The following is a 26,570-nucleotide window of genomic DNA, read 5'->3' as shown; positions in this document are numbered from 1 at the left end:
GGTTAACAAAATCATTTCACACGCAGATGCTTAAGATTTGATGAGTATTTGGTGTCGCGCCGCCTCTTTCGCAACTGCGAAAAACCCTGTATGAGCCGCGCAACCGAAAGAGGCAGCGCCTTTTGGCCTGCTGCCCACAACGCTTCCGAGACCAGAACATGAAAATCCGTAATATCGCGATCATCGCGCACGTCGACCATGGAAAAACCACCCTCGTCGACCAGTTGCTCCGGCAATCCGGCTCCTTCCGCGACAATCAGCGCGTCGCCGAGCGCGCCATGGATTCCAACGACCTCGAAAAGGAACGCGGTATCACCATCCTGGCCAAGGCGACCTCGGTCGACTGGAAGGACACCCGCATCAACATCGTCGACACCCCTGGCCACGCCGACTTTGGCGGAGAGGTCGAGCGCATCCTGTCGATGGTGGATTCGGCCATCGTGCTGGTCGACGCCGCCGAAGGGCCGATGCCGCAGACCAAATTCGTCGTCGGCAAGGCGCTCAAGGTTGGCCTGAAGCCGATCGTCGTCATCAACAAGATCGACCGTCCGGATGCCCGCCATGTTGAGGTGGTCAACGAGGTGTTCGACCTGTTCGCGGCGCTCGACGCCACCGACGAGCAGCTCGATTTCCCGATTCTTTACGGTTCAGGCCGCGATGGCTGGGTTTCGGAAAATCCGGAAGGCCCCAAGGACCAGGGCCTGGCACCGCTGTTCGATCTCGTCATCAAGCACGTGCCGACGCCGACCGTTCATCCCGGCCCGTTCCGCATGATCGGCACCATCCTGGAGGCCAATCCGTTCCTTGGCCGCATCATCACCGGCCGCATCGAGAGCGGCACGCTGAAGTCCAATCAGCCGGTCAAGGTGCTGCACCATGACGGCACGCTGGTCGAGACCGGCCGTATTTCCAAGATCCTCGCCTTCCGCGGCCTCGAGCGCCAGCCGATCGAAGAAGCCCAGGCGGGTGATATCGTCGCCATCGCCGGCCTGTCGAAGGGCACCGTCGCCGATACGTTCTGCGACCCGTCCGTGACCGAGCCGCTGCATGCGCAGCCGATCGATCCGCCGACCGTGACCATGTCCTTCCTCGTCAACGACAGCCCGCTGGCCGGCACCGAAGGCGACAAGGTGACCAGCCGCGTCATCCGCGACCGCCTGCTGCGCGAGGCCGAAGGCAATGTCGCGCTGAAGATCGAAGAATCGCCGGACAAGGATTCGTTCTTCGTCTCCGGACGCGGCGAATTGCAGCTGGCCGTGCTGATCGAGACGATGCGCCGCGAAGGCTTCGAAATCGCCGTGTCGCGTCCGCGCGTCGTCATGCAGAAGGGCGAGAACGGCGAATTGCTGGAGCCGGTCGAGGAAGTCGTCATCGACGTCGACGAGGAGCATGCCGGCATCGTCGTGCAGAAGATGTCGGAGCGCAAGGCCGAGATGGTCGAGCTGCGCCCGTCAGGCGGCAACCGCCAGCGCATCGTCTTCCACGCGCCGACGCGTGGCCTGATCGGCTATCAGTCGGAACTGCTGACCGACACGCGCGGCACCGCCGTGATGAACCGGCTGTTCCATGCCTACGAGCCCTACAAGGGCGAGTTGCCGGGCCGCACCAATGGCGTGCTGATCTCCAACGAGCAGGGCGAGGCGGTGGCCTATGCCATGTGGAATCTGGAAGACCGCGGCCCGATGGTCATTGATCCCGGCGTCAAGGTCTATCAGGGCATGATCATCGGCATCCATAGCCGCGACAACGATCTCGAAGTGAACGTGCTGAAGGGCAAGAAGCTGACCAACATCCGCGCCGCAGGCAAGGACGAGGCGGTCAAGCTCACCCCGCCGATCCGCATGACGCTGGAACGCGCACTGGCCTGGATCCAGGACGACGAGCTGGTCGAGGTGACGCCGAAGACCATCCGCCTGCGCAAGCTCTATCTCGACCCGAACGAGCGCAAGCGTTTCGAGAAGTCAGCCAAGGCAGTCGGCGCGGCGTAATCTCACTTTCTCTTTCTCACAGCTGAGAGGGGCGGAGTACAACAGTGCTTCGCCCCTCTCTTCATTCACCCGCCAGCGGCCGAGATGATGTTCTCCCGGTCGGCTTCGCCGGCAAGGTCGATCCGGATCGTGGTCCCCGCGCGAGCCGGCCTGCGCAGGGCTTTGGCGCCGTCGGGGTCCACGACCAGCAATCGCCTTTCTTCCAACGTCTGAAGCCGCGATCGCGAGAGGCCGAGTTCGTTAGCGAGCAGCCGGTCAAGCCGCAGCGATGTCGGCATTTCGAGCCCGAGCAGGAGTTCCAACATGGTTGCGGCCTCTTGAGGGGAGCCGAGCATTTGTTTGCGGACGACGACGTCGGGAAATTCCTCGACGCGTCCCACCCGGCTGCGCAGCGCGATGACGTCGAAAGCATGGCGCCGGGCGAGTGACGGATCATTGCTTTCGAGCGCTGCCAGCCGCGCCGGTTCGATGTCGCGGCGGTTGCAGCGCTCCAATATGCCGAAATTCCAGGAATTGTCGCAGTCGATGCAACGGTAGATCAGCCAGACGTCGATGCGCTTGCCGTTGGCGTTGACGCGGAATTTTTCGCTGCAGCGATAGGCCTTCACGGTGCCGCAGCGATTGCAGTTGATGAGTGGTCGAGGTGCGGTCTTGGGCGCGATCGCCCAGCGGATACGCAGGAGTACAGACATGCCGATAAGCTCTTCCCGTCGGGAAGTTCATCAGGTCGGCAATGTCGAGATGCCCATGCGGGCGCGGCGTGGCGGCAGGCTGTGGCGATCGGAAATCAGGTGTCACGGGCGGAAAGCGCGCGACAGCGGTTCAGCAGTGCCAAACCGGTCTCGAACCGCCGCCCAGAGGAACACATGAATTGAAAACAGGCACCGCGAATGCGGCGCCATGCAGTGTGTCGGGGGAGTTGACGAGACCGGCGGTTACTGAGGCAAAGTGAACGCTCGAAATTGTTTCGCGGCGGCCCTTCTAGTTGCGAGATGCCAGAGGTGCAAGGCACCTGATTATCTCACGTTGGTGCTACCGTTCATCCGCCTGCCGGCACCTTCTCCCCGTAAGGGATGGAGGAGAAGGGAGAAGCTCCAGCGATTATCTTGCCTTTGCCAGCGTTACAGCTGTCGGGTTAGTGTGGCGGATCGAACCTCAAGCAGAGATCCTGACCATGCACCTCACTTCGCTGCTGATCTTCGCCGCCGCCTTGTTCGTTGCCGCCGGTTCGCCGGGCCCGTCGATCGCGGCGCTCGTCGCGCGGGTCATCTCGAAAGGGTATCGTGACGTGTTCCCGTTCCTGCTCGCCATGTGGATTGGCGAGGGCATCTGGCTGTCGTTGGCGGTGTTCGGGCTGGCTGTCGTGGCGCAGAGTTTTCACTTCGCCTTCGTCGTCGTGAAATGGATCGGCGTCGCCTATCTCGCTTATCTCGCCTTCAAGATGTGGACCGCGCCGGTCGACGCCAAAGAGGGCGAGATGCCGCGCGAGGATTCGCCCGCAAAACTGTTCTTCGCCGGCATGGCGGTGACGCTCGGCAATCCCAAGATCATGATGTTCTACCTGGCGCTGCTGCCGACCATCATCGACCTCGCGTCGGTGAGCATCCTCGGCTGGGTCGAATTGACGGCGACCATGGCGGTGGTCCTCATCGTCATCAATCTCGCCTGGGTGCTCGCCGCCTCGCAGGCGCGCAAGCTGTTGAAAAGCAAGCGCGCCATGAAGATCGCCAACCGCGTCAGCGCCACCACGATGGCCGGCGCTGCCGCGGCGATCGCGGCGCGGCGATAGGGCATGAATCCGAACCGAAGGACTGCGTCAGCGAAAAGCGGGAACGTTTTCTGCTTCGCAGACCCTCGGTTAGGAGGATCACGCTTAAAACGCCGCGTCACATCACTTCAATGATCGGCGCGATCTCGACGCTGAAAGCCGGGTCCATCAGGATAGGACAATCCTTGGCCTTGCCGACGGCATCGTCGATGTCTTTTGCTTCAACGATCGTATAGCCGGCGGTTGGATTGCTGCCGCCATTGTTCTCGACCTTGCCGCCGGGCAGCACCATCTTCGACATGCCGACCGGATTGCCGCCGTCGACCACGGCCGAGCCGAGCTTGCCGTACCAGTGCGTCCAGGCGTCCATTGCCGCCTGCCGTTCGGCCTCCTCGGTCGGCATCTTGCCCGAGCCGTGATAGACGTAGAGAAACTTCGCCATGTTCTCCTCCCTTGATCAGCGGCATCGAACCGGCATGCGGTCACGCCGCCTGGCGATCATCGGACCAAAGCGGCGAACATGCAACGAGAATGCGAAAGGGCTAATGTAGGGCGCGGCTGGCTCCAGCAGCTTACCTCGCCATGGCGTGGTATTCGTCGTTCGGCCGCATGTCGATTGCCGCCGCCACGCGGTTCGACATGTTGAAGAACGAAGCGGTCGAGGCGATGTCCCAGATGTCGCGATCGGTGAAGCCGGCCTTGCGCAGTGCGGCTCGATCAGCCTCGACGATCTTAGCCGGCTCTTCCGTCAGCTTGACGGCGAATTCGAGCATTGCGGTCTGCCTCGGCGAAAGCTCGGCGGCGCGGAAGTTCATCACCATCATCTCGCCGAGCGTCGGGTCGCCGGACAACTGTCGCACCGCCGCGCCATGCGCGGTCAGGCAATAATAGCAATGGTTGATCGAGGAGACGGCAACCGCGATCATCTCGCGTTCCAGTTTCGACAGGCCGGACTCGCCCAGCATCAGGTCGTTGTACATGTCGGTGAAGGCGCGCAGCTTCTTGTCGTCGAAGGCATAGGCGCGCAGCACGTTGGGGACGAGCCCGAGCTTCTCCTCGCATTTGGCGAAATAGGCTTTTGTCGCCTCGCTCAGTTCTCCCGAAGCGAGGTCAAGCGCGGTGATTTTGCCGGTCATGGGGTGGCTTCTCCTCGTTGGGCGGTGTCCTGTCGCCGAATTCCGATAATTCTTGGCAAGCCGTCAAACCTTTGTCGCCAAACAGCGCTCATCTGCTACCATAGTCACAAAAGCATGCGACGGGAGGAATGGCATCATGGCCGGCGTGAAATCCGCAGCGAAGTCGAAGAAAAAGGCCACCGCAGCAGCAAGGACGGAGGAAAGACCAACCAGGCTTGCCGACTACCTGCTCGCCCGCGCGCCGGCCGAAGACATCGCCGCCTATGAGGTGGCCGACCTCGAACGCGCCGCCGATCTTGCTGGCAAGGCGGTCGCCGGCCACAAGAAGAGTGAGTGCGTCGTCGCCGTCGATGCCGATTCAGGCGTCGTCCGCCAGGGCCGCCCGGTGACGGTGATCACGGTCGTCAACGACAACATGCCGTTCCTGTTCGATTCCATCCTCGGCGAGATCACCGAAAGCGCCGGCGAACCGACCTTGGTCACCCACCCGGTCATCACCGTTCGCCGCGGCAAAGGCGGTGTGGAAGAAATCCTCGGCGACGGCAATTTCGCCAAGGACGACGGCAGCCACGACCGGCTGAGCGTCATCCATGTCCATATCCCGCGGCTGACCGCCGAGCAGGCGGCCGGATTGACCGAGCGGCTGCGCAAGATGCTCGGCCAGGTGCACGCCGCGGTCCACGACTGGCGGCCGATGCTGGCCCGCCTCGACCAGGCGATTTCGGAGTTCCGCTATTCGGCGGTGCCGCTCGACAAGAAGAGCGTTGCCGAGGCGATCGCCTTCCTGGAGTGGCTGCGCGACGACAATTTCACCTTCCTCGGCATGCGCGAGTTCAAATACACCGGCGGCGAGGAAAGCGGCACGCTGGAGCGCGCCGACAAGCCCGGTCTCGGTATCCTGTCCGATCCCGACGTGCTGGTGCTGAGGCGCGGCACGGAAGCCGTGACGACAACGCCGGAAATCCGCGCTTTCCTGCACGGGCCGGAGCCGCTGATCGTCACCAAGGCCAATGCCAAGTCTTCGGTGCACCGCCGCATCTATCTCGACTACATCGGCGTCAAGACCTACACGTCCAAGGGCACGCTGGCGGGCGAATTGCGCATCGTCGGCCTGTTCACCTCGACCGCCTACACGCGCTCCGTGATGAAGATCCCGTATCTGCGGTCGAAGGCCGAAACCATCATCGCCAAGTCCGGCTTCGACCGGCACGATCACTCCGGCAAGGCGCTGATCAATGTGCTGGAGAGCTATCCGCGCGACGAGTTGTTCCAGGTGCCGGTGCCGATCCTGAGGAAGCACGCCGCAGCCATTCTCGGCTTGGTCGAGCGGCCGCGGGTCCGGGCGCTGGTGCGTGTCGACCAGTTCGATCGCTTCGTCTCGATCCTCGTCTTCGTGCCGCGCGACCGCTACGACAGCGTCGTGCGCGAGAAGATCGGCAGCTATCTCAAGACCGTCTTCGAAGGCCGGCTGTCGGCCCATTACCCGGCCTTCCCCGAAGGTGGGCTGGCGCGCGTGCATTTCATCATCGGCCGCTCCGGCGGCAAGACGCCGAAGGTCGAGCAAGCGGCGATCGAGGCGGCGATCCGTGACATCGTGCGCACCTGGGAGGATGCCCTTTCCGATGCAGCGGACGCCAATGGCGGCAACCAGGCTTTGAAGAGCATCGCCGCTCGGCTGCCGGAAAGCTACCGCGATACGTTCAGCGCGGCGGTGGCGCTTGCCGATGCCGGGCGCATCGCCAAGATCAGCGGCAGCAATCCGATCGCCATCGACTATTATCGCAATGCCGAGCAGAAGCCGCATCAGGCGTCGCTGAAGATCTATCACCACGGCAGCCCGGTGGCGCTGTCACGGCGCGTGCCGGTGCTGGAAAACATCGGCTTCCGGGTCATCAGCGAGCGCACCTTCGAGGTCGGCGACGACCAGTCCGGCATGGTCTTCATCCACGACATGGAGCTGGAGAACAGCTACGGCAAGCCGATCGACCTTGCCGATGGCGGCGCGCTGTTCGAGGACGCATTCCTGTCCGTCTGGCGCGGCGACGTCGACAATGACGGCTATAACGGCCTTGCCCAGACCGCAGGCCTGTGGTCGGGCGAGATCACCATCCTGCGCGCCTATGGCCGCTATCTGCAGCAGGTCGGCATTCCGCAAAGCCAGGACTTCATCGCCGCCGCGCTCAACCGCTATCCCGATATCGCGCGCGGCCTGCACGCCCTGTTCATCGCCCGGCTTGGCCCGACGGCCGAGGCCGAGGGCGTGGTGGCGGCAAAGCACCTCAAGGCCAAGATCAAGGATGCGCTGGAAGATGTGCCGAACATCGACGACGACACCATCATCCGCCGCTATCTCAACCTGATCGAAGCCTCGCTGCGCACCAATCATTTCGTTGCCGATACGAAAGAGAAAGGCCAGTCGCTGGCGATCAAACTCGATTCGCATGCGGTCGACGGCTTGCCGGCGCCGCGGCCGTGGCGGGAGATCTTCGTCTACGGTTCCGAGGTCGAGGGGCTGCATCTGCGCTTCGGCCCAGTGGCGCGTGGCGGTCTGCGCTGGTCGGACCGCGCCCAGGACTACCGCACCGAGGTGCTCGGCCTGGTCAAGGCGCAGCAAGTCAAGAACGCCGTCATCGTGCCGGTTGGCGCCAAGGGCGGCTTTTTCCCCAAGCGCCTGCCGGCGGGCGGCAGCCGCGATGCGATCTTCGAGGCCGGCACTTCGGCCTACAAGAACTTTGTCTCCAGCCTGCTGTCGATCACCGACAATATCGGCCTCGACGGCGTCATCCCGCCGGCCGGCGTCGTGCGCCGCGACCCGGACGATCCATATTTCGTCGTTGCCGCCGACAAGGGCACGGCGACCTTCTCCGACACGGCGAACGCCATCAGCGAGAAGCATGGCTTCTGGCTCGACGACGCCTTCGCCAGCGGCGGTTCGGCCGGCTACGACCACAAGAAGATGGGCATCACGGCCAAGGGCGCCTGGGAGGCGGTCAAGCGGCATTTCCGCGAGATGAACCGCGACATCCAGACCTCGCCCTTCACCGTCGTCGGTGTCGGCGATATGTCGGGCGACGTGTTCGGCAACGGCATGCTTTTGTCGCCGAAGACCAGGCTGATCGCCGCCTTCGACCACCGCGACATCTTCATCGATCCCGATCCCGACATGGCGGCGTCGATGGCCGAGCGCGAGCGCATGTTCGCCCTGCCGCGTTCGAGCTGGCAGGACTACGACAAGACCAAGCTGTCGGAAGGCGGCATCATCGTGTCGCGCAACCAGAAGTCGATCACCTTGCCGGCGGCAGCGGCGGCGGCGATCGGTCTGGCCAAGACGACCGCCACGCCGGTCGAGATCATGGGCACCATCCTCAAGGCGCCGGTCGATCTGCTCTGGTTCGGCGGCATCGGCACGTATCTGAGGGCATCCAGCGAAACCAACGCCGAGGTCGGCGACCGCGCCAACGATGCCGTCCGCATCACCGCGCTCGACGTGCGCGCCAAGGTGATCGGCGAGGGAGCCAATCTCGGCGTGACGCAGCGGGCCCGCATCGAGTTCGGCATGAATGGCGGCCGCTGCAACTCGGACGCCATCGACAATTCGGGCGGCGTCAACTGCTCCGACGTCGAGGTCAATATCAAGATTGCGCTGGCTTCGGCCATGCGCAAGGGATCGTTGACGCGCCCGGCGCGCAACAAGCTGCTGGCCGAAATGACCGGGGAGGTTGGCGGACTGGTGCTGTCCAACAATTACGAGCAGACGCTGGCGCTTTCGATCGCCCGCAAGCGCGGCCTCGCCGACATCGCGCATCAAAGCCGCTTCATGACGGCGCTGGAGGGACGCGGCCTGCTCGACCGCGCCGTCGAGACGCTGCCGTCGCCGGCGGCGCTCACCGAGCGCGAAGCACGCGGCGAGCCGCTGACCAGGGCCGAGCTCGGCGTGTTGCTGGCCTATGCCAAGATCGTGCTGTTTTCCGATATCGTCGCCAGCGACGTGCCGGACGACGTGCATTTCGATCGCGACTTGATGGGCTATTTCCCGGACCGGATGGCGAAGAAATACGCAGCCGAGATCAACGACCACAGGTTGCGCCGCGAGATCATTGCCCGGGTCGTCGCCAACGACCTGGTCAATCGCGGCGGCCCGTCCTTCGTCAACCGGTTGCAGGAAGCGACCGGCCGCACCGCGGCCGACGTGGTGCGCACCTTTGCTGTGGTGCGCGACGGTTTTGCCTTGCCGGCGCTCTATCGCGAGATCGACGCGCTCGACAATCTGATCGACGGCCAGGTGCAGCTTGATCTCTACCAGGCGGTCAGCCGGCTGATCTACGTGACCAGCGGCTGGTACCTCAAGAATGATGCCGGCACCGCACCACTTGGTCAGCGCATTGGCGAACTCATGGAAGCGCGCAAGGCACTGGAACCCAAGCTCGTTTCGCTGCTGCCGGCCTTCTCGCGCGAGCGTATCGAGGAGAAGCGGCACGGGCTGTTCAAGAGTGGCGCGCCGGAAAAGCTGGCTGGGCAATTGGCGCTGAACGAGGTGGCGGAGCTCATCCCCGACATCGCGCTGACGGCGCGCACGGCCGGCGCCGACATCGTTGCCGCGGCCAAGGCGTTCTTCGCGGTCAGCGATGCCTTCCGTATCCCGCGTGTCGAGGACGCGGCGCGTTCGATCACGCCCTCGGACTACTACGATCAGCTGGCGCTGTCGCGCGCCACCGACACGATCGGGGCAGCACGGCGCGGCATTGCGGTGGCAGCACTCACCGGTCATGCCAAGGCCGCGGATCCGGTGGTGGCCTGGCTGGAAGCCGGCGGCGAGCGGGTGGCGCGCATCCGCGAGCGGCTTCAGGCGCTCACCGAAGGCGGCGACATCACCGTGTCGCGGCTGTCGGTCGCGTCGGGGCTGATGAGCGATCTGACGGGGATGTGAACCCATTCGCTTCACAAGGCTGGTGCTGCCCCTCATCCGGCTGCCGCCACCTTCTCCCCGTATTGTCACGGGGAGAAGGGAGCCTGTCGCGATCGTCGGCGCCTTACTACAACGCTGACCGTTGGCGAAACGTCGATGACCGCGTCTTTCTCCCGTCACTATACGGGGAGAAATGCCCGGCAGGGCAATGAGGGGCGGCGCCATGCTTGTTCGTTTGCACCATCACGAAAAAACATGCAGACATGGCGCGCGACGCGTGGAGCAGACGCTGAGGAGGGGACATGACCGAGGTAACCGTGCAGCGTGCGTCCGGGCGCGGCATCTGGGGATGGATGTTCTTCGACTGGGCGGCGCAGCCGTTCTTCACTGTCGTCACCACCTTCATCTTCGGCCCCTATTTCGTTTCGCGCATGGCGAGCGATCCCAATACCGGCCAGGCGGTCTGGGGCTATGGCATTGCCGCGGCCGGGCTGATCATCGCCGTGCTGTCGCCAATCCTCGGCTCGATCGCCGACCAGACCGGACCGCGCAAGCCATGGATCGCGTTCTTCGCCGCGATCAAGATCACCAGCCTTTGCTTGCTGTGGTTCGCGGCCCCCGGATCCAATCTGTTCCTCATCGTGGCGCTGTTCTCGCTGGCCTCGGTGGCGGCGGAATTCTCGACCGTGTTCAACGATTCGATGATGCCGCGCCTGGTGCCGAAAAGCGAAATCGGCCGCATCTCCAACATCGCCTGGGGCCTCGGCTATCTCGGCGGCATGATCGCGCTGATCTTCGTCGTCACCTGCATGGCCGGCTCGCCCGAGACCGGCAAGACAATCATCGGCCTCGACCCGCTGTTCGGCCTCGACCCGAAACTCGGCGAGGACGCGCGCGCCACCGGGCCGCTGTCGGCCGGCTGGTACTTCCTGTTCATCCTGCCGATGTTCTTCTTCACGCCGGATGCCATCAAGGGCATCCCGATCGGGCCGGCGGTGCGCGAAGGCCTTTCAGAGCTGAAATCGACGCTGGCCGAGGTGCGCCAGCGTGGCGGCATCTTCCGCTTCCTCGTCGCCCGCATGATCTACCAGGACGGCGTCAACGCGCTGCTGGCGCTGGGCGGCACCTTCGCGGCGGCGATGTTCCACTGGTCGATCACCGAGATCGGCATGTTCGGCATCATCCTCAATGTCGTCGCCATCCTGGGCTGCTGGGTTGCGGCGCGCCTCGACAGCGCGCTCGGTTCCAAGGTGGTGGTGATGATTGCGCTGGTCATGCTGTCCATCGCCACCGTTGGCGTCGTCTCGACCGGTCCGGGCTTCACGCTGCTCGGCCTGATACAGCTCTCGACGGTCGATTCGGGCGGCCTGTTCGGCACCGCGGCTGAAAAGGCCTACATCCTGTACGGCCTGTTGATCGGCCTGGCCTTCGGGCCGGTCCAGGCATCGTCGCGCTCCTACATGGCGCGCAGCGTCACGGCGGCGGAATCCGGCCGCTATTTCGGCATCTATGCGCTGGCCGGGCGGGCAACCAGCTTCCTGGCGCCGTTCCTGGTGGCAACCATCACCGCCGTCAGCGGCTCGGCGCGGCTCGGCATGGCGGTGATCATCCTGTTCCTGGGCATCGGCATGGCGATCCTGATCAGGACGCCCTATCCGGCGGACCAGCCGGTGGAATGAGAGACGTTCGATAATTCTACTCCGCCGGCCGGCTGGCGCGGTTTTCTGCGCTTCCGGTGCTCACGGACTTGAATGTCCGCTCCGCTCCGGTTCTCGAAAACCACGCCATCCGACTCAGCGGAGCGAATTCTCAAGCATCTCTCTGCCGGCAGCTAGTGCCGGAAGTGTCTCACGCCGGTAAACACCATGGCGATGCCGTGCGCGTCGGCGGCGGCGATGACGTCGTCGTCGCGCATCGAGCCGCCGGGCTGGATGACGGCGGTGGCGCCGGCTTCGATCGCCGACAGCAATCCGTCGGCGAAGGGGAAGAACGCGTCGGAGGCGACAACCGAGCCCTTGGTCAGCGGTTCGGCAAGGCCCGCCGCCTCGGCCGCGTCGAGCGCCTTGCGCGCGGCAATGCGCGAGGAATCGACCCGGCTCATCTGGCCGGCGCCGATGCCGACGGTGGCGCCGTCCCTGGCGTAGACGATGGCGTTGGACTTGACGTGCTTGGCGATGCGGAAGGCGAATTTCAGGTCGGCCATTTCGGCCGCTGTCGGTGCGCGCTTGGTCACCACTTTCAGCTCGAGGTCGTCGACCACGGCATTGTCCCTGCCCTGGACGAGGATGCCACCGGCGACGGATTTGACCGTCGTGCCTGGGGTGCGCGGGTCCGGCAGGCCGCCGGTGACCAGCAGGCGCAGGTTCTTTTTCGCCGCGACGATTGCGGCTGCCTCGTGGGTCGCGTCGGGCGCGATGATCACCTCAGTGAAGGTTTTCACGATCTCCTCGGCGGCCTCGGCGTCGAGGGTGCGATTCATGGCGACGATGCCGCCGAAGGCCGAGACCGGATCGCAGGCGAGCGCCTTGGCATAGGCTGCCTTCAGCGACGCGCCCTCGGCGACGCCGCACGGGTTGGCGTGCTTGATGATGGCGACGGCAGCGGAGCGGTTCGGATCGAATTCGCCGGCCAGTTCGAAGGCGGCGTCGGTGTCGTTGATGTTGTTGTAGGAGAGCTGCTTGCCCTGCAACTGGCGCGCCGTGGCGACGCCAGGCCGCTTGTCGCCATTGACGTAGAAGCCGGCGCTCTGGTGCGGGTTCTCGCCGTAGCGCATCACCTCGACCAGCCGGCCGCCGAAGGCGCGCCACATGGGATGCTCGATCTCCAGCGCCTCGGCGAACCAGCCGGAGATCGCCGCGTCATAGGTGGCGGTGCGGGCAAAGGCCTTGGCCGCCAGCTTCTTGCGGAAATCCAGCGACAGCGAGCCGATGTTCATCTCCAGCGCGTTCAGCACCGAGGCGTAGTCGCCGGGGTCGGTGACGATGGCGACATAGGCATGGTTCTTGGCCGAGGCGCGGATCATCGCCGGGCCGCCAATGTCGATGTTCTCGACAATCGCGGCATAGTCGGCGCCGGAGCGGCGGACCTCCTCGAACGGATAGAGATTGGAGACGACGAGATCGATCGGCTCGATGCCGTATTTGCTCATCGCAGCCGAGTGCTCGGGGTCGTCGCGCACACCAAGCAGCGCGCCATGCACGCTGGGATGCAAGGTCTTGACGCGGCCATCCATGATCTCGGGAAAGCCGGTGAGCTCGGAGACGTCACGCACTGCCAGGCCCGCCTCGGCGATCGCCTTTGCCGTGCCGCCGGTCGAGACCAGTTCGACGCCGGCAGCCGCCAGCGCCCTGGCGAAATCGATCAGCCCGGTCTTGTCGAAGACGGAGAGCAGGGCGCGACGCACCGGAACGAGGTCAGGTGCTGGAATGTTCTTGGCGGCGACGGCCATGGGCGGCGGCCTTTCACGGCTGGTGTGGTGGGTGCCCGCGCCGTAGCACATGAGGCCCGGAAATCAAGCGTCGCGCTTCATTCGACGGTTTCATATGCAATTTGCCGGGCGCGGATATAGGCTCCTCTTCTCGTCAATGGAGGAAACTGATGGCATTTGTCCGTATTGGCCAGTTCACAGCGTTGCCGGAAATGACGGAGCAATTGCGGGCGATCTATGAAACCGAGGCGATCCCCGCTATCCGCGCCGCAAACGGCAATATCAGCGCAGTGCTGCTGCAGCAGCATCAAGCGCGAGACACATTCATGGCAATCACCATATGGAACACCGTCGAGGACGCAGAGCGCTATGACCGCAGCGGCCAAGCGGCGGCGATGGTCGACAAGATCCGCTTCGCCTTCGCCGGCCCGCCATCGCTCAGCACCTATGACGCCTTCGGTATCTCGCAACAGGCTTGAGCGAGCCGACTGTTTTCGCGCGCCAGATCAGTTGTTCTCGGGATAGCCGGCGATGCTGGTGCGCGTCAGCTGCCAGTGGACTTCGGCGACGTCCGAGGCTTTGAAGGCAAGCACGATCTGGCGGCTGCGACGCGGGCCGCCAAGACCGGCGAAATAGATCGATTCCTCGACCTCCGGCACCACTTCGCTGGAGGTGAACACCCAGGTGTCGGCCTGATCGCCGGCCAGGACCAGCCGATCGTGTTCGTCCTGCAGCAGGTTGACGTCGGGATGGACGTGGAAGCGGATGGTGACGAAGTCGCGGCCATTGTTGCGGATCGCCGCATTGCCGGGCCGCAGAAAGCGGTCCCTGCCGGCCAGCACGTTGCCGTTCTGCGACAGTTTCAGCTCGCGCTCATGCAAGAAGCCGAAGCGCGGGACATAGCCGTCATGGCGGGCGATGAAGCCTTGAATTCCTTTCTGATCGGTGCGCTTGCACTGCACCTGCTGCGGCCCGCCGATCAATGGCGAACCGAGCAGGTCGTTGACACGCAACGAATGGCTGAAGCGTGCCGACGAGGTATCGTTGATGGTGGCGGTCGAGTGCGCTGCGGTGGCGCGCGCCAGCGGCCTGAACTCGGCGACGCCATAGGTGTCGATGCCGGCGTTGACGATGTAATGCTGGCGGCCGGACGACAGTTCGAAGGCGAGGCAGCCGGCGTGCGCGGCATTGGACACGTCGACCGGCGGCGGCAGCCCGGTGTCGGCGATGACGGTGACGCCGCCCATCGACAGGCGCTCATAGCCGGAATGCGGCGCATGCAGCAGCGGCGAGCCGGCGGTGTCGTCGTGACGCAGGATGGTGGCGATGCGATCGTGGATGGTGGCGCCCATGCCGTTGAAGCGGGCGAGGCTGCCGTCCTGATGACGGAAGAAGCGCAGCGCCGGCAGCATGCGGTCGATGGCGCCGATGAGGGCCTGCGGCGGCGTTTCGGCCTGGTTGGCATAGGTCTGGCGCAGCGGCAAAAGGTCGGCGAGGATTTCCAGGACGACCATCGGATTGCGCGAAATGTGACCGCCATCGGCAAGGATCTGGCGGTCGAGCTCCGCGGCGAGGTTGCGGGTGGCGCCGCGCAGCGCCGATGCCGGCGCCGGCAAGGACAGGGCGGCGAAGGCCAGCGCGATCCGGGCGCGCAGCCTGTCCTTGCCATCCGGCATTTCGCGCGCCATCGACCTGAGGTAGCGGATCTGGACGGCAAGTGTCTTCAGGAAGGCGCGGTAGAAGGGGAATTCGGCGCCCTGCAGCACGACAGAGGAATGCTGCAGCCATGCGATGATGCGCTTGGCCGTCGTGCCGGGCTCCCAGGCGATGCCGGAAATATGGCTGCCATGGATGGTGATCCAGTCGGAGACCAGCGCGCGGGCGTTGGCGGCGGCGAGCTCGGTGCCGGCGGCGCGCATGTGGCGCAGCCAGCGAAAGCCGTGCAGCGTCTTTTGCCAGCCATGGTTGGGCACGTTGATCTGGAAGGGCGATTTGCCGCCGGTCTCGACCAGATGACCCGACAGGGGATAACGGCCGTAGTAGATCTCAAGCGCGATCTGCGGGTCGGCCAGACGCAGGTCCGGCGGTGCGATCAGCACACGTTCGGGCGTGCGGCCGGAATAGCGCCAACGATAGATCGGCCCGGCACGCAAGCGCCGGCGCGTCTTGCGCCAGAACTCCTTCGCGACAAGCGTCCACAGACGCGTCGTGCTGCTGGCAGCAAGTGCCAAAACCCCTCCTGATCGTCTTCTACCCCGGCACAAGTTTACATGATTGCACGACTCGTGCGAAGGCGAATTCCATCGGACGGCGCCGGCTCACCCGGTCCCGCCCGCGACTCTCCCTAAAAAAGTCAGCAAATCCAGGCGGTTAAATATTTAGCCGGCTCTGCGCATGCGGGCGGCGAAGAAGCCGTCGAGGCCCGAGCGTTCCGGCGCGCCGAGGTCCAGATCGGCGGGCGTGGTGCGCAATGTGCCTTGCGGTGTCAGGAACGGATCGATGCCGGCGATCTCGCCTTGCTGCAGCGGATCGTCGGCTATTTCAGCCGTCCCTGCCAGAAAGGCGCGATAGAGGTCCTCGCCCTCAAGCGGGTCGAGCGAACAGTTGGAAAAGACGATCCTGCCGCCGGGTTTTACCAGCGTCACGGCGCGGGCGAGCAGCCTGCGCTGCAAATCGGCGAGCTTTTCGACATCGGCCGCCGTCTTGGTCCATGGCACGTCGGGATGTCGCCGCACCGTGCCGGTCGACGAGCAGGGCGCGTCGAGGAGCACGGCGTCGAACAATTCCTTCGGCTCGTATTTGGTGAGGTCGGCCTGGACGATGTCGGCGGACAGGCCGAGGCGGTCGAGATTTTGCGTCAGCCGCACCAACCGGTTCTTCGATGTGTCGACGGCGGTGACCTTGGCGCCGGCGAGAACGAGCTGCGCGGTCTTGCCGCCGGGAGCGGCGCAGAGATCGGCGACGCGAAGCCCTCTGACATCACCGAACAGCCGCGCCGGCAGGCTGGCGGCGGCGTCCTGGACCCACCAGGCGCCGTCGGCAAAGCCGGGCAATTCGGTGACGGGCCCGGCAAGCTTTTCCACCCGAATTGTGCCGGTCGGCAGGACGATGCCGCCGAGCCGCTCGGCCCACAGTTCGGGATCGGCCTTGACCGAGAAATCGACCGGCGCTTCGTGTCGATGCGCGGCGAGAATCTGTCTGGCCTTTTCATTGCCGTAGGCAGCCTTCAGCCGGTCGGAGAACCATTTGGGCGCTTCGTCGGTGGCGGCAAGGGCGGCAGGCAACTCCGTTTCCTTGGCGCGCGCGAGCGTGCGCAGCACGCCGTTGACCAGGCCGGAAAAGCGCACCGTGCGCGGATCTGATTTGGCGTGGGTCACCGCCAGGTCGACGGCGGCGCTGTCGGGAATGTCGAGGAACAGGATCTGTGCCGCCGCCACATGCAATATGTGCGACAGCGCGGTGGCGTTGGGCGGCAGTGGCTTTTCCAGGCGGCGCGCCAGCAACCCGGTGATGGTCATGCGATAGCGCAGTGCGGTGACCAGGATGGCACGCACCAGGCCGCGATCGCGCAGGTCGAGCGCTCTGTACTGCGGATGGCCGTTCTCATGGTCGGTGAGCCCGTCGAGCGGCGTCCTGGCGTCGATGACGGCGGCAAGCAGGCGCGCCGCCGCCTTGCGGGCGGCGAGACCGGCAACGAAGTCGCCGCCATCCTTGTGTTCCTGATCGCCTGAAACTGTGCGTCGAGGTCCTCTGCCCGCCACGCTCACGACCACCGGCCTTTGGGCCCGGTCGGGTTGCGCCCCCATGGATTGGGCTTCGGTTCAGCCGATTCCGCCGGCTGTTCAGGTCGCGCTGCCTGGCCCCATGGGCCTGACGGCGGCTGTTCGTCCGGCTGCCGGGGGGCCGGGGCCTGGCGTGGTGCGACCCGAGTGTCGCTGCCTTCCATCTGGCGCGCCATCGCCTGCAAGGCGGCGATGCGGTTTTCGGTGCTCGGGTGGGTGGAAAACAGACTGTCCATGCGCTCGCCGGAAAGAGGATTGATGATGAAGAGATGCGCCATTGCCGGATTGCGCTCGGCATCGGGGTTGGGAATGCGTTCGGCGCCGCGAGCGATCTTGTCAAGGGCGGACGCCAGCCAGAGCGGGTGTCCACAGATTTCGGCACCGCGCCGATCGGCCTCGTATTCGCGGGTGCGGCTGACCGCCATCTGCACGATCATCGCCGCAAAGGGCGCTACGATCATCGCCGCCAGCACGCCGACAAAGCCGAACGGATTGTTGTCGCGATTGCCGCCAAGGAAGAAGGCGAAATTGCCAAGCATCGAGATGGCGCCGGCAAAGGTGGCGACGATGGTCATGGTCAGCGTGTCGCGGTGCTGCACATGGGCGAGTTCATGCGCCATCACTGCAGCGACTTCTTCATGGCTCAGCCGCTGCAGCAGGCCGGTGGAGGCGGCGACGGCCGCATTCTGCGGGTTGCGACCTGTGGCGAAGGCGTTCGGCTGCGGATTGTCGATCAGGTAGGCCTTCGGCATCGGCAGGCCGGCCTGTTGGGCCAGTGACTGAACGATGGCGTAGTATTCGGGCGCGTTCTTTTCGTCGACTTCAACGGCGCGGTTCATCGACAGCACCATCTTGTCGGCGTTCCAGTAGCTGAACAGATTGGTGCCGGCGGCAATGACCAGCGCGATCATCATGCCGCCCGATCCGCCGATCAGAAAGCCAACGCCCATGAACAGCGCCGTCATCGCGGCAAGAAGCATGGCGGTGCGAAGTGTGTTCATCGTCTGCTCCTGTCCCGGCTGCGGTGAAAAGGGGTCGATCCCTGAGAACTCATCGCTATATGATGGGAAAGGCTTGCCCCTGTTTCAATCCGCCGGAAATATCGCATGAACGACGAGACCAGTAAAACCGATGCCGACCTTGGCCATGACCTCCAGCCAAAGGCGCTGACGCCGGAGGCTAGCCGTGCGCTCGCGGAAGCCGAAGCAAGGCGCGCGAAATATCTGGAGAAGGAAGCCGCGACGCCGAAGGAAATCGGCGGCCGTGGCGGCAAGGAACCCGGCCGCTACGGCGACTGGGAGGTCAAGGGCCTGACCAGCGATTTCTAATGCATGTCGCGCAAAAGTGGCCTCGGTTTTGCGATAACGACATGCACAACAAGAAGGCCTAAAGCGCGTTGCTTGAATCGGTCTCAACGCGACGCGCTTTAGGAAGCCGCCGCGCTTCGTATCTGCTCCAGACCAAGCTGGCCCTGGGCGTCGGTGACCGCCGTCAGGTTGCTGTAGTCAAAAATGGTTTCGTGCGGCGTCTCCATCTTGTGCTGATGCGTCGCGGTGATCACCACCACCGTGGCGCCGGCCGCCTCGCCCGCCTGGATGCCCGGCGTCGCGTCCTCGAAAACCACGCAGTCGTGGGCGTCGAAGCCAAGCCGTTCGGCCGCCAACAGGAAGCAGTCGGGAGCAGGCTTGCCGTGAACCACGTCTTCCGCCGTGACCATTGTCGCCGGACGCGGGATGCCCGCCGCTTCGATCCGCACCAGCGCAAGCGCGAGCGGCGATGATGTTACGATGGCCCAGCGATCCGGCGGCAGCGCACCCAGGAATGCAGCGGCGCCGGCGATGGCATTGACCCCTTCGACATCGGCGATTTCGGCCCGTGTAATCTCGTTCGCCTCGTGCTGTGGGTCGACCCCGGGAAGTGCCAGCCGGCGGACGGTCTCGATGGCCCGCCTGCCATGCATCGTTGGCAGGAAAGTCGCCACGTCGAGGCCGTGCCCCATCGCCCAGTTGCTCCAGACGCGTTCCGCGGCCGCGGTCGAATTGAGCAGCGTGCCATCCATATCGAAGAGGAAGGCCGCGAATTTCTTGCCTGCGAACATGGTTTTCCTTGAATTGGGGGAGCGCTTATGGCGGTCGCCGAACCTAACGTCGCGGCGTCGGTATGGGAAGGCGCGAGGGCCACCTTTTCGATAGTCCCAGGGAACCACAGTCCGTCCTCTCGCGTTTGAGCAAAACTGTTTTCCACGACGATCGAAGGGGACTGCGATGCTGATCCGGCTCGGCTACGAAATCGCTATCGAGTGCACCGCGGCCACCCCGGTGATTTCACTGCTCGAGATCCACAAGGACAGGCAGGCCGACATCAAACGGCAGACACGGGTGCTGACATCGCCTGCGGTGTCGACCAGGCTCTACCACGATCTCTATGGCAATGGCTGCCGCCGCTTCACCGCGCCCGCCGGCGGTTTTCGCATCCTTTATGATGCGGTCGTCGAGGACAGTGGCGAGACCGATGCGGTCAACACACTGGCCAGGGAAGTGCCGGTGGCGGAACTGCCCGACGAGGTGCTCGGTTATCTCCTCGGCAGCCGCTATTGCGAGACCGATCACCTCAGCGGCCTGGCGTGGCAGCTTTTCGGCCATGTCCCCTCGGGTTGGGCGCGGGTGCAAGCGATCGTCGACTATGTCCACAACCGCCTATCGTTCGGCTACGGCTACGCGCGTTCGACCCGCACCGCGGCACAGGCGCATGAGGAGCGCGTCGGCGTCTGCCGCGACTTCGCTCATCTGGCGATAACTCTCTGCCGCTGCATGAACATTCCGGCGCGCTATGTGAACGGCTATCTCGGCGACATCGGCGTGCCCGCCGATCCGGCGCCGATGGATTTCTCGGCGTGGATGGAAGTGTTCCTCGACGGCAAATGGTACGCGTTCGATCCTCGCCACAACACGCCGAGGGTCGGCCGCGTCGTCATCGCGCGCGGCCGCGACGCCACCGACGTCCCGCTGCTGCACAGCTTCGGCCCGCATCGGCTCACCCTGTTCAAGGTGTGGACCTACGAACAGGAAGGCAATCTGTTCAACCCGCCCTATCACGGCATCGACCGGACGGTCAGCGCGCAGATGCTGGCCTGATCTCCCGGTAGCCGGGCATGTGATCCGGCAAGTTTGACGCCCTGCGATTTCTAACAGCTGGTCCGCTTCGGCACAGAAGCCCTGTGCCGCAACAGGACGTCATCGGGCATTGCGTGATCCCTTGGCTTGATCATGGCAAGCGCCTGGTAAACGAACCCGAAAAAGTGTTTTTCTGTTTACCAATCATTCACCTTTGCGCAGCTCGAACTCAAACAAAAACAACAAGTTGTTGGCGAGCGGTTGGCCTTCCGCCCGTTCCGGCGTCACCCGGCCGGAATCCTGCATTGCCCTTCCTGCGGCGACGAGGCCGAGGCGAGTGGAGGCTGCAGGATGCGGAATTTCGGGGGTCTTGTTCACACGGCTGGCGTCTTCGCCAGACATTGCGGTGGAAATTTCGCAGTCCTGTTCGGCCTGACCGCCTCGGTCTTGGCGCTGGCTGTTGGTTTTTCCGTCAACGTAACCCAGCTCTACAATGCCAGATCGAGCCTGCAGGGCGTGGTCGACGCCGCAGTCACGTCGACGGCGCGCGACCTGACGACCGGCGTCATCAGGGAAGCCGATGCCAACAAATCGGTGCAGGCCTTTCTCGATGCCAACGGCCAGGCAGGCATACTACAGGCCGACCAGATCGTGCTCGACGGGCTGATTGTCAGCAGGACCGCCAAGACCGTCCAGGTGGACGCCCATGTCGATGTCGCCCTGTATTTCCCGATGTTCAACATGGGCGACATAAAGCGCGTCGCCGCTTCCACAACGGCGCTCTATTCGGACAAGACCATCGAAGTGGCGATGATGCTCGATGTGACCGGGTCGATGGGGCCGAACATTTGGGCCAAGACCAACAAGATCGGCGACCTGCAGATTGCCGCTTCCGGGGCTGTCAAGGATCTGCTGGACAACAACATCGATCCGAGAAATCCGCGTGTGCGTGTGGCGATTGTTCCCTACGCCGAAGCTGTGAACACAGGCGGTCTTGCTGGCAGTGTCTTCGTCGAGGAGAAGGGCGGGCCGGACCTGCCGCCACCCTTGGATGCTCCGGTTTCGGTGTCGGTGATACCAGTGCCCGACAAATGCGCCACCGAACGCAAGGACAAGGATGGCTATGCCGACACTTCGTCAGACGGACCTTCCACGTCGCGGTGGGACAGCAACGGCAAGGAGTACCTGGCCAAAATCAATCGGGACGATCACATGAGAACCTGCCCTACGCCGGAACTCATCCCGCTGTCGGCCGACGAAGACAAGCTGCTCGACACGATCGATGATTTCAGCGCGGCTGGCGTGACCGCCGGCGGTATCGCCGCGCAGTGGGGCTATTACATGCTTTCACCCTCTTGGCGCTCGACCATCGTCAATGCCGGGCTCGGTGCGGGTCCCGCCAATTTCGACAAGAGGAAAGTCGCCAAGGTCGCCATCCTGATGACGGACGGCCAGTTCAACACAGCCTTCGCTGGCGAGCGCGGCGCGCCAAAATCACAGAATGCCGGCCAGATGTCGCGCGACAATGCCGAAGGCATCTGCGACGAGATGAAGCGCGTCGGCATCGAGATCTTCACGATCGGCTTCGATCTGAACGATCCAACCATGACGGCGACCGAACGGGACCAGGCAAAAAGCGTGCTCCGGGACTGCTCCACGGCGGACACGTCTTCGCTGAAGCACTATTACGAGGCGGCCACAGGGGCGGAATTGAAGCAGGCGTTCGACGACATCGTCCAGAACATCGAGAAGATCACCGTCACCAAATGAGCCTTTGAGCAGCGGACAGTTCCGCAGGTTATTGGTCCAAAAGGAAAAGGCCGCCGCTTCTCTCGAAGCCGGCGGCCTTCCGTGTTTCCGTCCGTGGCGCGGCCAATGGCGGTGACCCGTGAGGTCACCTACCGCGCATCTCGCGCCTTAACGGGAAGTCTGCTTCCCGAAAGTGCAATCCGCTGAGGCCACGTTCTGGAAAACGAAATCACTCGACATCGGATCACCTCCTTTCGATTTGTTGAACACACTGAGATGATGGGGTCTGATTTGGCAAATGGCAAGGCGTCGCCCTCAAAAAGCCGGGTGTGTGTCTTTCCGGCCATTCTGCCCAGACATGCTGCCCAGACATGCTGCCCAGACATGCTGGCCAGACGGGGTGGCTTGCGGTCCGGGGGCAAACGGACAACATTGGCGCTCTGGCTTCGGGGAGGAAGCATGGACGCCACCGACAAGGCCGCGCGGATCGTTCGAACGGTTGTTGAAACGCTGAAGCCGGGCTTCGCCGTCAAGCTCTGGACCGGCGAGCGCATTGGCCCCGCCGACGGTCCGGTGCTGGCCATCAACGACCAGGACATCGTCTGGCACCTGGCGCGCCGGCCAAATTTTTCGACGCTGCTCGAGATGTGGATTTCCAAGACGATCGACGTGGAGGACGGGTCGCTGTTCGATCTCTACGCCTTGCCCTCACAGGGCAAGCTGAGGTTGAAGGCGTTGCCGAAGCTGGCGATCCTGCGCGATCTGCCCGCCGTCCTGTTCTCGCGAAAGCAGATGACGCGCCGAGCCGATCTTGCCGGCCGCAACCCCTTCGTCAGCGGTTCGAACAAGCAAGCGATCGAGCATCACTACGACATTTCGAACGCGTTCTACGGGCTCTTCCTCGATGAACGCATGGTCTACACCTGCGCCTATTTCACCGATTTCGCCAACGGCATCGACCAGGCGCAGCAAGACAAGCTCGACCATATCTGCCGTAAACTGAGGCTGAAGCCCGGCGACCGGCTGCTCGACATCGGCTGCGGTTGGGGCGCGATGCTGATCCATGCCGCCAAGCACTATGGCGCCATCGGCCATGGGGTCTCGTTGTCGGAGGAGCAGACCCGACTGGCGCGCGAGCGCATCCGCGCCGAGGGTCTCGATGATCGGATCACCATCGACATAAAATCCTATACGGAACTGAGCGGCAGCTACGACAAGATCTCGTCGATCGGCATGTTCGAGGCCGTCGGCCTCGCCAACCACGGCACCTATTTCTCGACCATCCATCGCTTGCTCAAGCCAGGCGGCATCTACTTGCACCACGCCATCACCCGGCGCGGCAAGGGCAGCCCGAAGAAGACGCTGCGCAAGGGCGCCGAATATAAGGCGCTGATCAAATACATATTTCCCGGCGGTGAGGTCGACACCATAGGCATGACGCTCGGCAATCTCGAGGCGCATGGATTTCTCGTCCACGACGTCGAAAACCTGCGCGAACACTATGCCCGCACCTGCAGGCTTTGGGCGGAACGTCTGCACGCAAGGTTCGATGAGGCGATCGCCGAGGTCGGCGAAGCCAAGGCCCGCCTGTGGCTGCTTTACCTGACAGGCTGTTCGATCACCTTCGAACGCGCCTCGGCGCAGATTTTCCAGACCGTCGTCACCAAGCGTGTGCGGGGATCGAGCGGCTTGCCGCCGACGCGGGCGGATCTTTACCGGTGATCAGACGAATCGCATCGCCGCGCCGATTTCGACGCGGGCCGGTCGATCGATCGTGCAGTAGACGCCGAGATTGTGCGCGTTGTGGCGGACCAAATTGCGCAGGATGGCCGGGTCGTGGTCGAAATCATCCTGGGCAATGATGGTGAAGCCGCAGCGGCGGCACGGCTCGGAGATGGTCAAGTGCAGATCGCCGATCGCCAGCTTGCGGCCGATCCATTCCGTCTCCGGGAACGATCCTTCGACCGGCGCCATGTCGACGACAATGTTGGGGCGGAAGCGTCGCGGATCGGGCACGCCTTCGGGGTGCAATGCCTTCAGCCGTGCCAGCGAAGCCGTGGTCAAAAGGTGGATCGGGGCCTTGCGGTAACGCTCGGCGGTCAGCGGTCCGGAATAGCCAGGCGCCGCGTGTTCCCTCCGAAACGGCCGGATCGAGGCCGCGAAGCCGAGATAGGCGGAAACGGCGCGATCGCTTTCGGCTCCTGGCGCCGCCAGCCAGTCGCCGCCCGGAATGGCAACCTCCAGTTCACGGGTTGGCGACAACCGGGTCCTGATGCGCGGTACCTTGTGCCATTTCGCATCGCGGTCGGGTCGCGCGATTTCGTTGTCGGTGGCATCGACGAGACCGAACATGCGGTCGCCGTCGATGCTTTCCTGATCCACCGAAATCGCGTCCAGGCGTTCGCCGGCGAGTGAACTCGCCGGGTAGCGCCAAAGCTCGGTGACCGAACCCACCGCGACTGTCGATTGCATCAGCTTTTCTTGTTCTGCCGGTTGGCGATCAGGTCCTCGACGACGGCCGGATCGGCGAGTGTCGAGGTGTCGCCGAGGGTCGAAAAATCGTCCTCGGCGATCTTGCGCAGGATGCGGCGCATGATCTTGCCCGAGCGTGTCTTGGGCAGGCCGGGCGCGAACTGGATCTTGTCGGGCGAAGCGATGGCGCCGATCTCCTTGCGGACATGGGCAATCAGTTCCTTGCGCAATTCCTCGCCAGTCTGTTCGCCGGCCATCAGCGTGACGTAGCAGTAGATGCCCTGGCCCTTGATGTCGTGGGGGTAGCCGACGACGGCCGCTTCCGAAACCTTGTCGTGGCTGACCAGCGCGGATTCGACTTCCGCCGTGCCCATGCGGTGGCCGGAGACATTGATGACGTCGTCGACGCGGCCGGTGATCCAGTAATAGCCGTCGGCATCGCGGCGGCAGCCGTCGCCGGTGAAGTACTTGCCCTTGTAGGTCGAGAAATAGGTCTGCACGAAGCGCTCGTGGTCGCCATAGACGGTGCGCATCTGGCCCGGCCAGGAATCGGTGATGCACAGATTGCCGTCGGCCGCGCCCTCCAGCACCTTGCCTTCGCCGTCGACCAGCTGCGGCTTGACGCCGAAGAAAGGCCGCGTCGCCGAACCTGCCTTGAGGTCGGTGGCGCCGGGCAGCGGGGTGATCAGGATGCCGCCGGTCTCGGTCTGCCACCAGGTGTCGACGATCGGCACCTTGCCGTTGCCGACGACGTTGAAATACCACTCCCAGGCTTCCGGATTGATCGGCTCGCCGACCGAACCCAGCACGCGCAGCGACTTGCGCGATGTCCGGGTGACATGGGTATCGCCGGCGCCCATCAGCGCGCGCAATGCCGTCGGCGCGGTGTAGAAGATGTTGACCTTGTGCTTGTCGATGACTTCCCAGAAGCGGGACTGCGACGGATAGTTCGGCACGCCCTCGAACATCAGCGTGGTGGCGCCGTTGGCAAGCGGCCCGTAGACGATATAGCTGTGGCCGGTGACCCAGCCGACATCGGCGGTGCACCAGTAGATGTCGCCGTCATGGTAATCGAAGACATATTGGTGCGTCATCGAGGCATAGACGAGATAGCCGGCGGTGGTGTGCAGCACGCCCTTCGGCTTGCCGGTCGAGCCCGAGGTGTAGAGGATGAACAGCGGATCCTCGGCCTTCATCTTCTCAGGCTTGCATTCGGCTTTCACTGAAGCGACTTCGTCGTGGTACCAGACGTCGCGGCCCGGCGCCCAGCCGACCTTGCCGCCAGTGCGGCGCACGACGACAACCTTGTTGACCATGACGAAATTCTTGGCGGCGATATCGATCGCCTTGTCGGTGTTCTCCTTCAGCGGGATGGCCTTGCCACCGCGCAGGCCTTCGTCGGCGGTGATGACGAAGGTCGATTCGCAGTCGACGATGCGGCCGGCGAGCGCGTCGGGCGAAAAGCCGCCGAAGACGATCGAGTGGATGGCGCCGATGCGCGTGCAGGCAAGCATCGCATACGCCGCTTCCGGGATCATCGGCATGTAGATGGTGACGCGGTCGCCCTTCTTGACGCCGTGCTTTTTCATCACATTGGCGAGCCGGCAGACATGCTCGTAAAGCTCGTTATAGGTGATCTTCTTGTCGTCGTAGGGATTGTCGCCTTCCCAGATGATGGCGGTCTGGTCGCCGCGCTTCTTCAGGTGGCGGTCGATGCAGTTGTACGAGACGTTGGTCAGCCCATCCTCGAACCACTTGATCGAGACCTTGCCGTCGAAAGAGGTGTTCTTGACCTTGCTGAAGGGCTTGAACCAGTCGATGCGCTTGCCGTGCTTGCCCCAGAACTTATCCGGGTTCTTGACGCTGTCGGCATACCATTTCAGGTAGGTGTCATTGTCGATCAGTGCGTTTTTCTTCCACGCCGGCTGGACGCGATGGACATGAACCTCGGACATTCTTCACTTTCCTCCCGAACCAATCCGCCGGCTTGAAACGCCGGCGGGATCGCGGCGACGCGGCCGCGAATTCGGCGGCATTATTACCAGTTCCTCCGTTACGGCAATATTAGACATTGGGTTTGCGCGGCGGGATGCCGCAGACAGACTGTCGCCCACTGTCAGCACTCAAGCGATGCCGCTGCTAACTGCATGTTTTCGCGCGGAAAACCCGTTCTTGATCAGGAAAAATCAATAGACAGTTAAGCAACGGCGCGCACAATCCAGCGTTGGG

19 protein-coding genes are annotated in these 26,570 nt (G+C 63.7%); 9 read left to right on the top strand and 10 right to left on the bottom strand.

Annotation, left to right across the window (positions count from 1 at the left end):
• Positions 1-158 precede the first annotated feature (158 nt).
• Complete coding sequence (gene typA / locus AC1DZP_RS03050) at positions 159-1,988, top strand: translational GTPase TypA (RefSeq protein WP_477300088.1); 1,830 nt, start codon at positions 159-161, stop codon at positions 1,986-1,988.
• 65 nt (positions 1,989-2,053) lie between these two features.
• On the opposite strand, the gene AC1DZP_RS03045 is transcribed toward typA, so the two are convergent.
• On the bottom strand, positions 2,054-2,680 hold the full coding sequence (locus AC1DZP_RS03045) for a DUF1062 domain-containing protein (RefSeq protein ID WP_477300087.1): 627 nt from the start codon (positions 2,678-2,680) through the stop codon (positions 2,054-2,056).
• Between the two features lie 482 nt (positions 2,681-3,162).
• Here AC1DZP_RS03045 and AC1DZP_RS03040 point away from each other — a divergent pair, with 482 nt between their 5' ends.
• Positions 3,163-3,777 carry a LysE family translocator gene (locus AC1DZP_RS03040; protein ID WP_095084416.1) on the top strand — a complete coding sequence of 205 codons (615 nt, stop codon included), beginning with the start codon at positions 3,163-3,165 and terminating at the stop codon, positions 3,775-3,777.
• 97 nt (positions 3,778-3,874) lie between these two features.
• Here AC1DZP_RS03040 and AC1DZP_RS03035 read toward each other — a convergent pair whose 3' ends face one another.
• Both AC1DZP_RS03035 and AC1DZP_RS03030 read right to left on the bottom strand, forming a co-directional pair.
• Positions 3,875-4,198 (bottom strand): YciI family protein, encoded by a 324-nt coding sequence (locus tag AC1DZP_RS03035; RefSeq protein ID WP_095084148.1) that lies wholly within the window; start codon positions 4,196-4,198, stop codon positions 3,875-3,877.
• Between the two features lie 130 nt (positions 4,199-4,328).
• On the bottom strand, positions 4,329-4,892 hold the full coding sequence (locus AC1DZP_RS03030; RefSeq protein WP_477300086.1) for a peroxidase-related enzyme: 564 nt from the start codon (positions 4,890-4,892) through the stop codon (positions 4,329-4,331).
• A 136-nt stretch (positions 4,893-5,028) separates the two neighbouring features.
• Between AC1DZP_RS03030 and AC1DZP_RS03025 the strand changes: the two genes are divergently transcribed.
• Together AC1DZP_RS03025 and AC1DZP_RS03020 are read left to right on the top strand one after the other, a co-directional pair.
• On the top strand, positions 5,029-9,819 hold the full coding sequence (locus AC1DZP_RS03025) for an NAD-glutamate dehydrogenase (RefSeq protein WP_477300085.1): 4,791 nt from the start codon (positions 5,029-5,031) through the stop codon (positions 9,817-9,819).
• A 281-nt stretch (positions 9,820-10,100) separates the two neighbouring features.
• On the top strand, positions 10,101-11,477 hold the full coding sequence (locus AC1DZP_RS03020) for an MFS transporter (protein WP_477300084.1): 1,377 nt from the start codon (positions 10,101-10,103) through the stop codon (positions 11,475-11,477).
• A 152-nt stretch (positions 11,478-11,629) separates the two neighbouring features.
• Here AC1DZP_RS03020 and purH read toward each other — a convergent pair whose 3' ends face one another.
• Positions 11,630-13,246, bottom strand: coding sequence for a bifunctional phosphoribosylaminoimidazolecarboxamide formyltransferase/IMP cyclohydrolase (purH, locus tag AC1DZP_RS03015; protein WP_477300083.1), 1,617 nt, complete (start codon positions 13,244-13,246; stop codon positions 11,630-11,632).
• 149 nt (positions 13,247-13,395) lie between these two features.
• Here purH and AC1DZP_RS03010 point away from each other — a divergent pair, with 149 nt between their 5' ends.
• The gene (locus tag AC1DZP_RS03010) at positions 13,396-13,704 is read left to right on the top strand and encodes a putative quinol monooxygenase (protein WP_477300082.1); all 309 of its coding nucleotides are present in this window, start codon (positions 13,396-13,398) and stop codon (positions 13,702-13,704) included.
• Between the two features lie 27 nt (positions 13,705-13,731).
• Here the strand turns inward: AC1DZP_RS03010 and AC1DZP_RS03005 are convergent, their stop codons facing one another.
• The 3 genes from AC1DZP_RS03005 to htpX all read right to left on the bottom strand — a co-directional run bounded on the left by AC1DZP_RS03005 (position 13,732) and on the right by htpX (position 18,008).
• Positions 13,732-15,456, bottom strand: a complete 1,725-nt coding sequence (locus AC1DZP_RS03005; RefSeq protein WP_477300081.1) for a heparinase II/III family protein — start codon at positions 15,454-15,456, stop codon at positions 13,732-13,734.
• A gap of 147 nt (positions 15,457-15,603) precedes the next feature.
• Positions 15,604-16,992: an RsmB/NOP family class I SAM-dependent RNA methyltransferase gene (locus AC1DZP_RS03000; RefSeq protein ID WP_477300080.1), complete on the bottom strand. Its 1,389-nt coding sequence runs from the start codon at positions 16,990-16,992 to the stop codon at positions 15,604-15,606.
• A complete protein-coding gene (htpX, locus tag AC1DZP_RS02995; protein ID WP_477300079.1) occupies positions 16,989-18,008 on the bottom strand; it encodes a zinc metalloprotease HtpX in 1,020 nt (339 codons plus the stop codon). The genes AC1DZP_RS03000 and htpX overlap by 4 nt, the downstream gene beginning before the upstream one ends.
• A 105-nt stretch (positions 18,009-18,113) precedes the next feature.
• On the opposite strand from htpX, the gene AC1DZP_RS02990 reads away from it, so the two are divergent.
• Positions 18,114-18,335 carry a DUF1674 domain-containing protein gene (locus AC1DZP_RS02990; RefSeq protein ID WP_477300078.1) on the top strand — a complete coding sequence of 74 codons (222 nt, stop codon included), beginning with the start codon at positions 18,114-18,116 and terminating at the stop codon, positions 18,333-18,335.
• A gap of 98 nt (positions 18,336-18,433) precedes the next feature.
• On the opposite strand, the gene AC1DZP_RS02985 is transcribed toward AC1DZP_RS02990, so the two are convergent.
• The gene (locus tag AC1DZP_RS02985) at positions 18,434-19,105 is read right to left on the bottom strand and encodes an HAD-IA family hydrolase (RefSeq protein ID WP_477284688.1); all 672 of its coding nucleotides are present in this window, start codon (positions 19,103-19,105) and stop codon (positions 18,434-18,436) included.
• 166 nt (positions 19,106-19,271) lie between these two features.
• Here AC1DZP_RS02985 and AC1DZP_RS02980 point away from each other — a divergent pair, with 166 nt between their 5' ends.
• The 3 genes from AC1DZP_RS02980 (at position 19,272) to AC1DZP_RS02970 (ending at position 23,591) form a co-directional block, all read left to right on the top strand.
• Positions 19,272-20,141: a transglutaminase-like domain-containing protein gene (locus AC1DZP_RS02980; RefSeq protein ID WP_477300077.1), complete on the top strand. Its 870-nt coding sequence runs from the start codon at positions 19,272-19,274 to the stop codon at positions 20,139-20,141.
• A 330-nt stretch (positions 20,142-20,471) separates the two neighbouring features.
• Positions 20,472-21,890: a TadE/TadG family type IV pilus assembly protein gene (locus AC1DZP_RS02975; protein WP_477300076.1), complete on the top strand. Its 1,419-nt coding sequence runs from the start codon at positions 20,472-20,474 to the stop codon at positions 21,888-21,890.
• Between the two features lie 438 nt (positions 21,891-22,328).
• On the top strand, positions 22,329-23,591 hold the full coding sequence (locus AC1DZP_RS02970; protein ID WP_477300075.1) for a class I SAM-dependent methyltransferase: 1,263 nt from the start codon (positions 22,329-22,331) through the stop codon (positions 23,589-23,591).
• Here AC1DZP_RS02970 and AC1DZP_RS02965 read toward each other — a convergent pair whose 3' ends face one another.
• Positions 23,592-24,341, bottom strand: a complete 750-nt coding sequence (locus AC1DZP_RS02965; protein WP_477300074.1) for an MOSC domain-containing protein — start codon at positions 24,339-24,341, stop codon at positions 23,592-23,594.
• Complete coding sequence (acs, locus tag AC1DZP_RS02960; protein WP_477300073.1) at positions 24,341-26,296, bottom strand: acetate--CoA ligase; 1,956 nt, start codon at positions 26,294-26,296, stop codon at positions 24,341-24,343. The genes AC1DZP_RS02965 and acs overlap by 1 nt, the downstream gene beginning before the upstream one ends.
• Positions 26,297-26,570: the final 274 nt, after the last annotated feature.

The organism is Mesorhizobium sp. P2_F8, from assembly GCF_056403655.1.
Note: the sequence above shows the minus strand (reverse complement) of the source record. Positions and strands in the feature narration are given on the sequence as shown.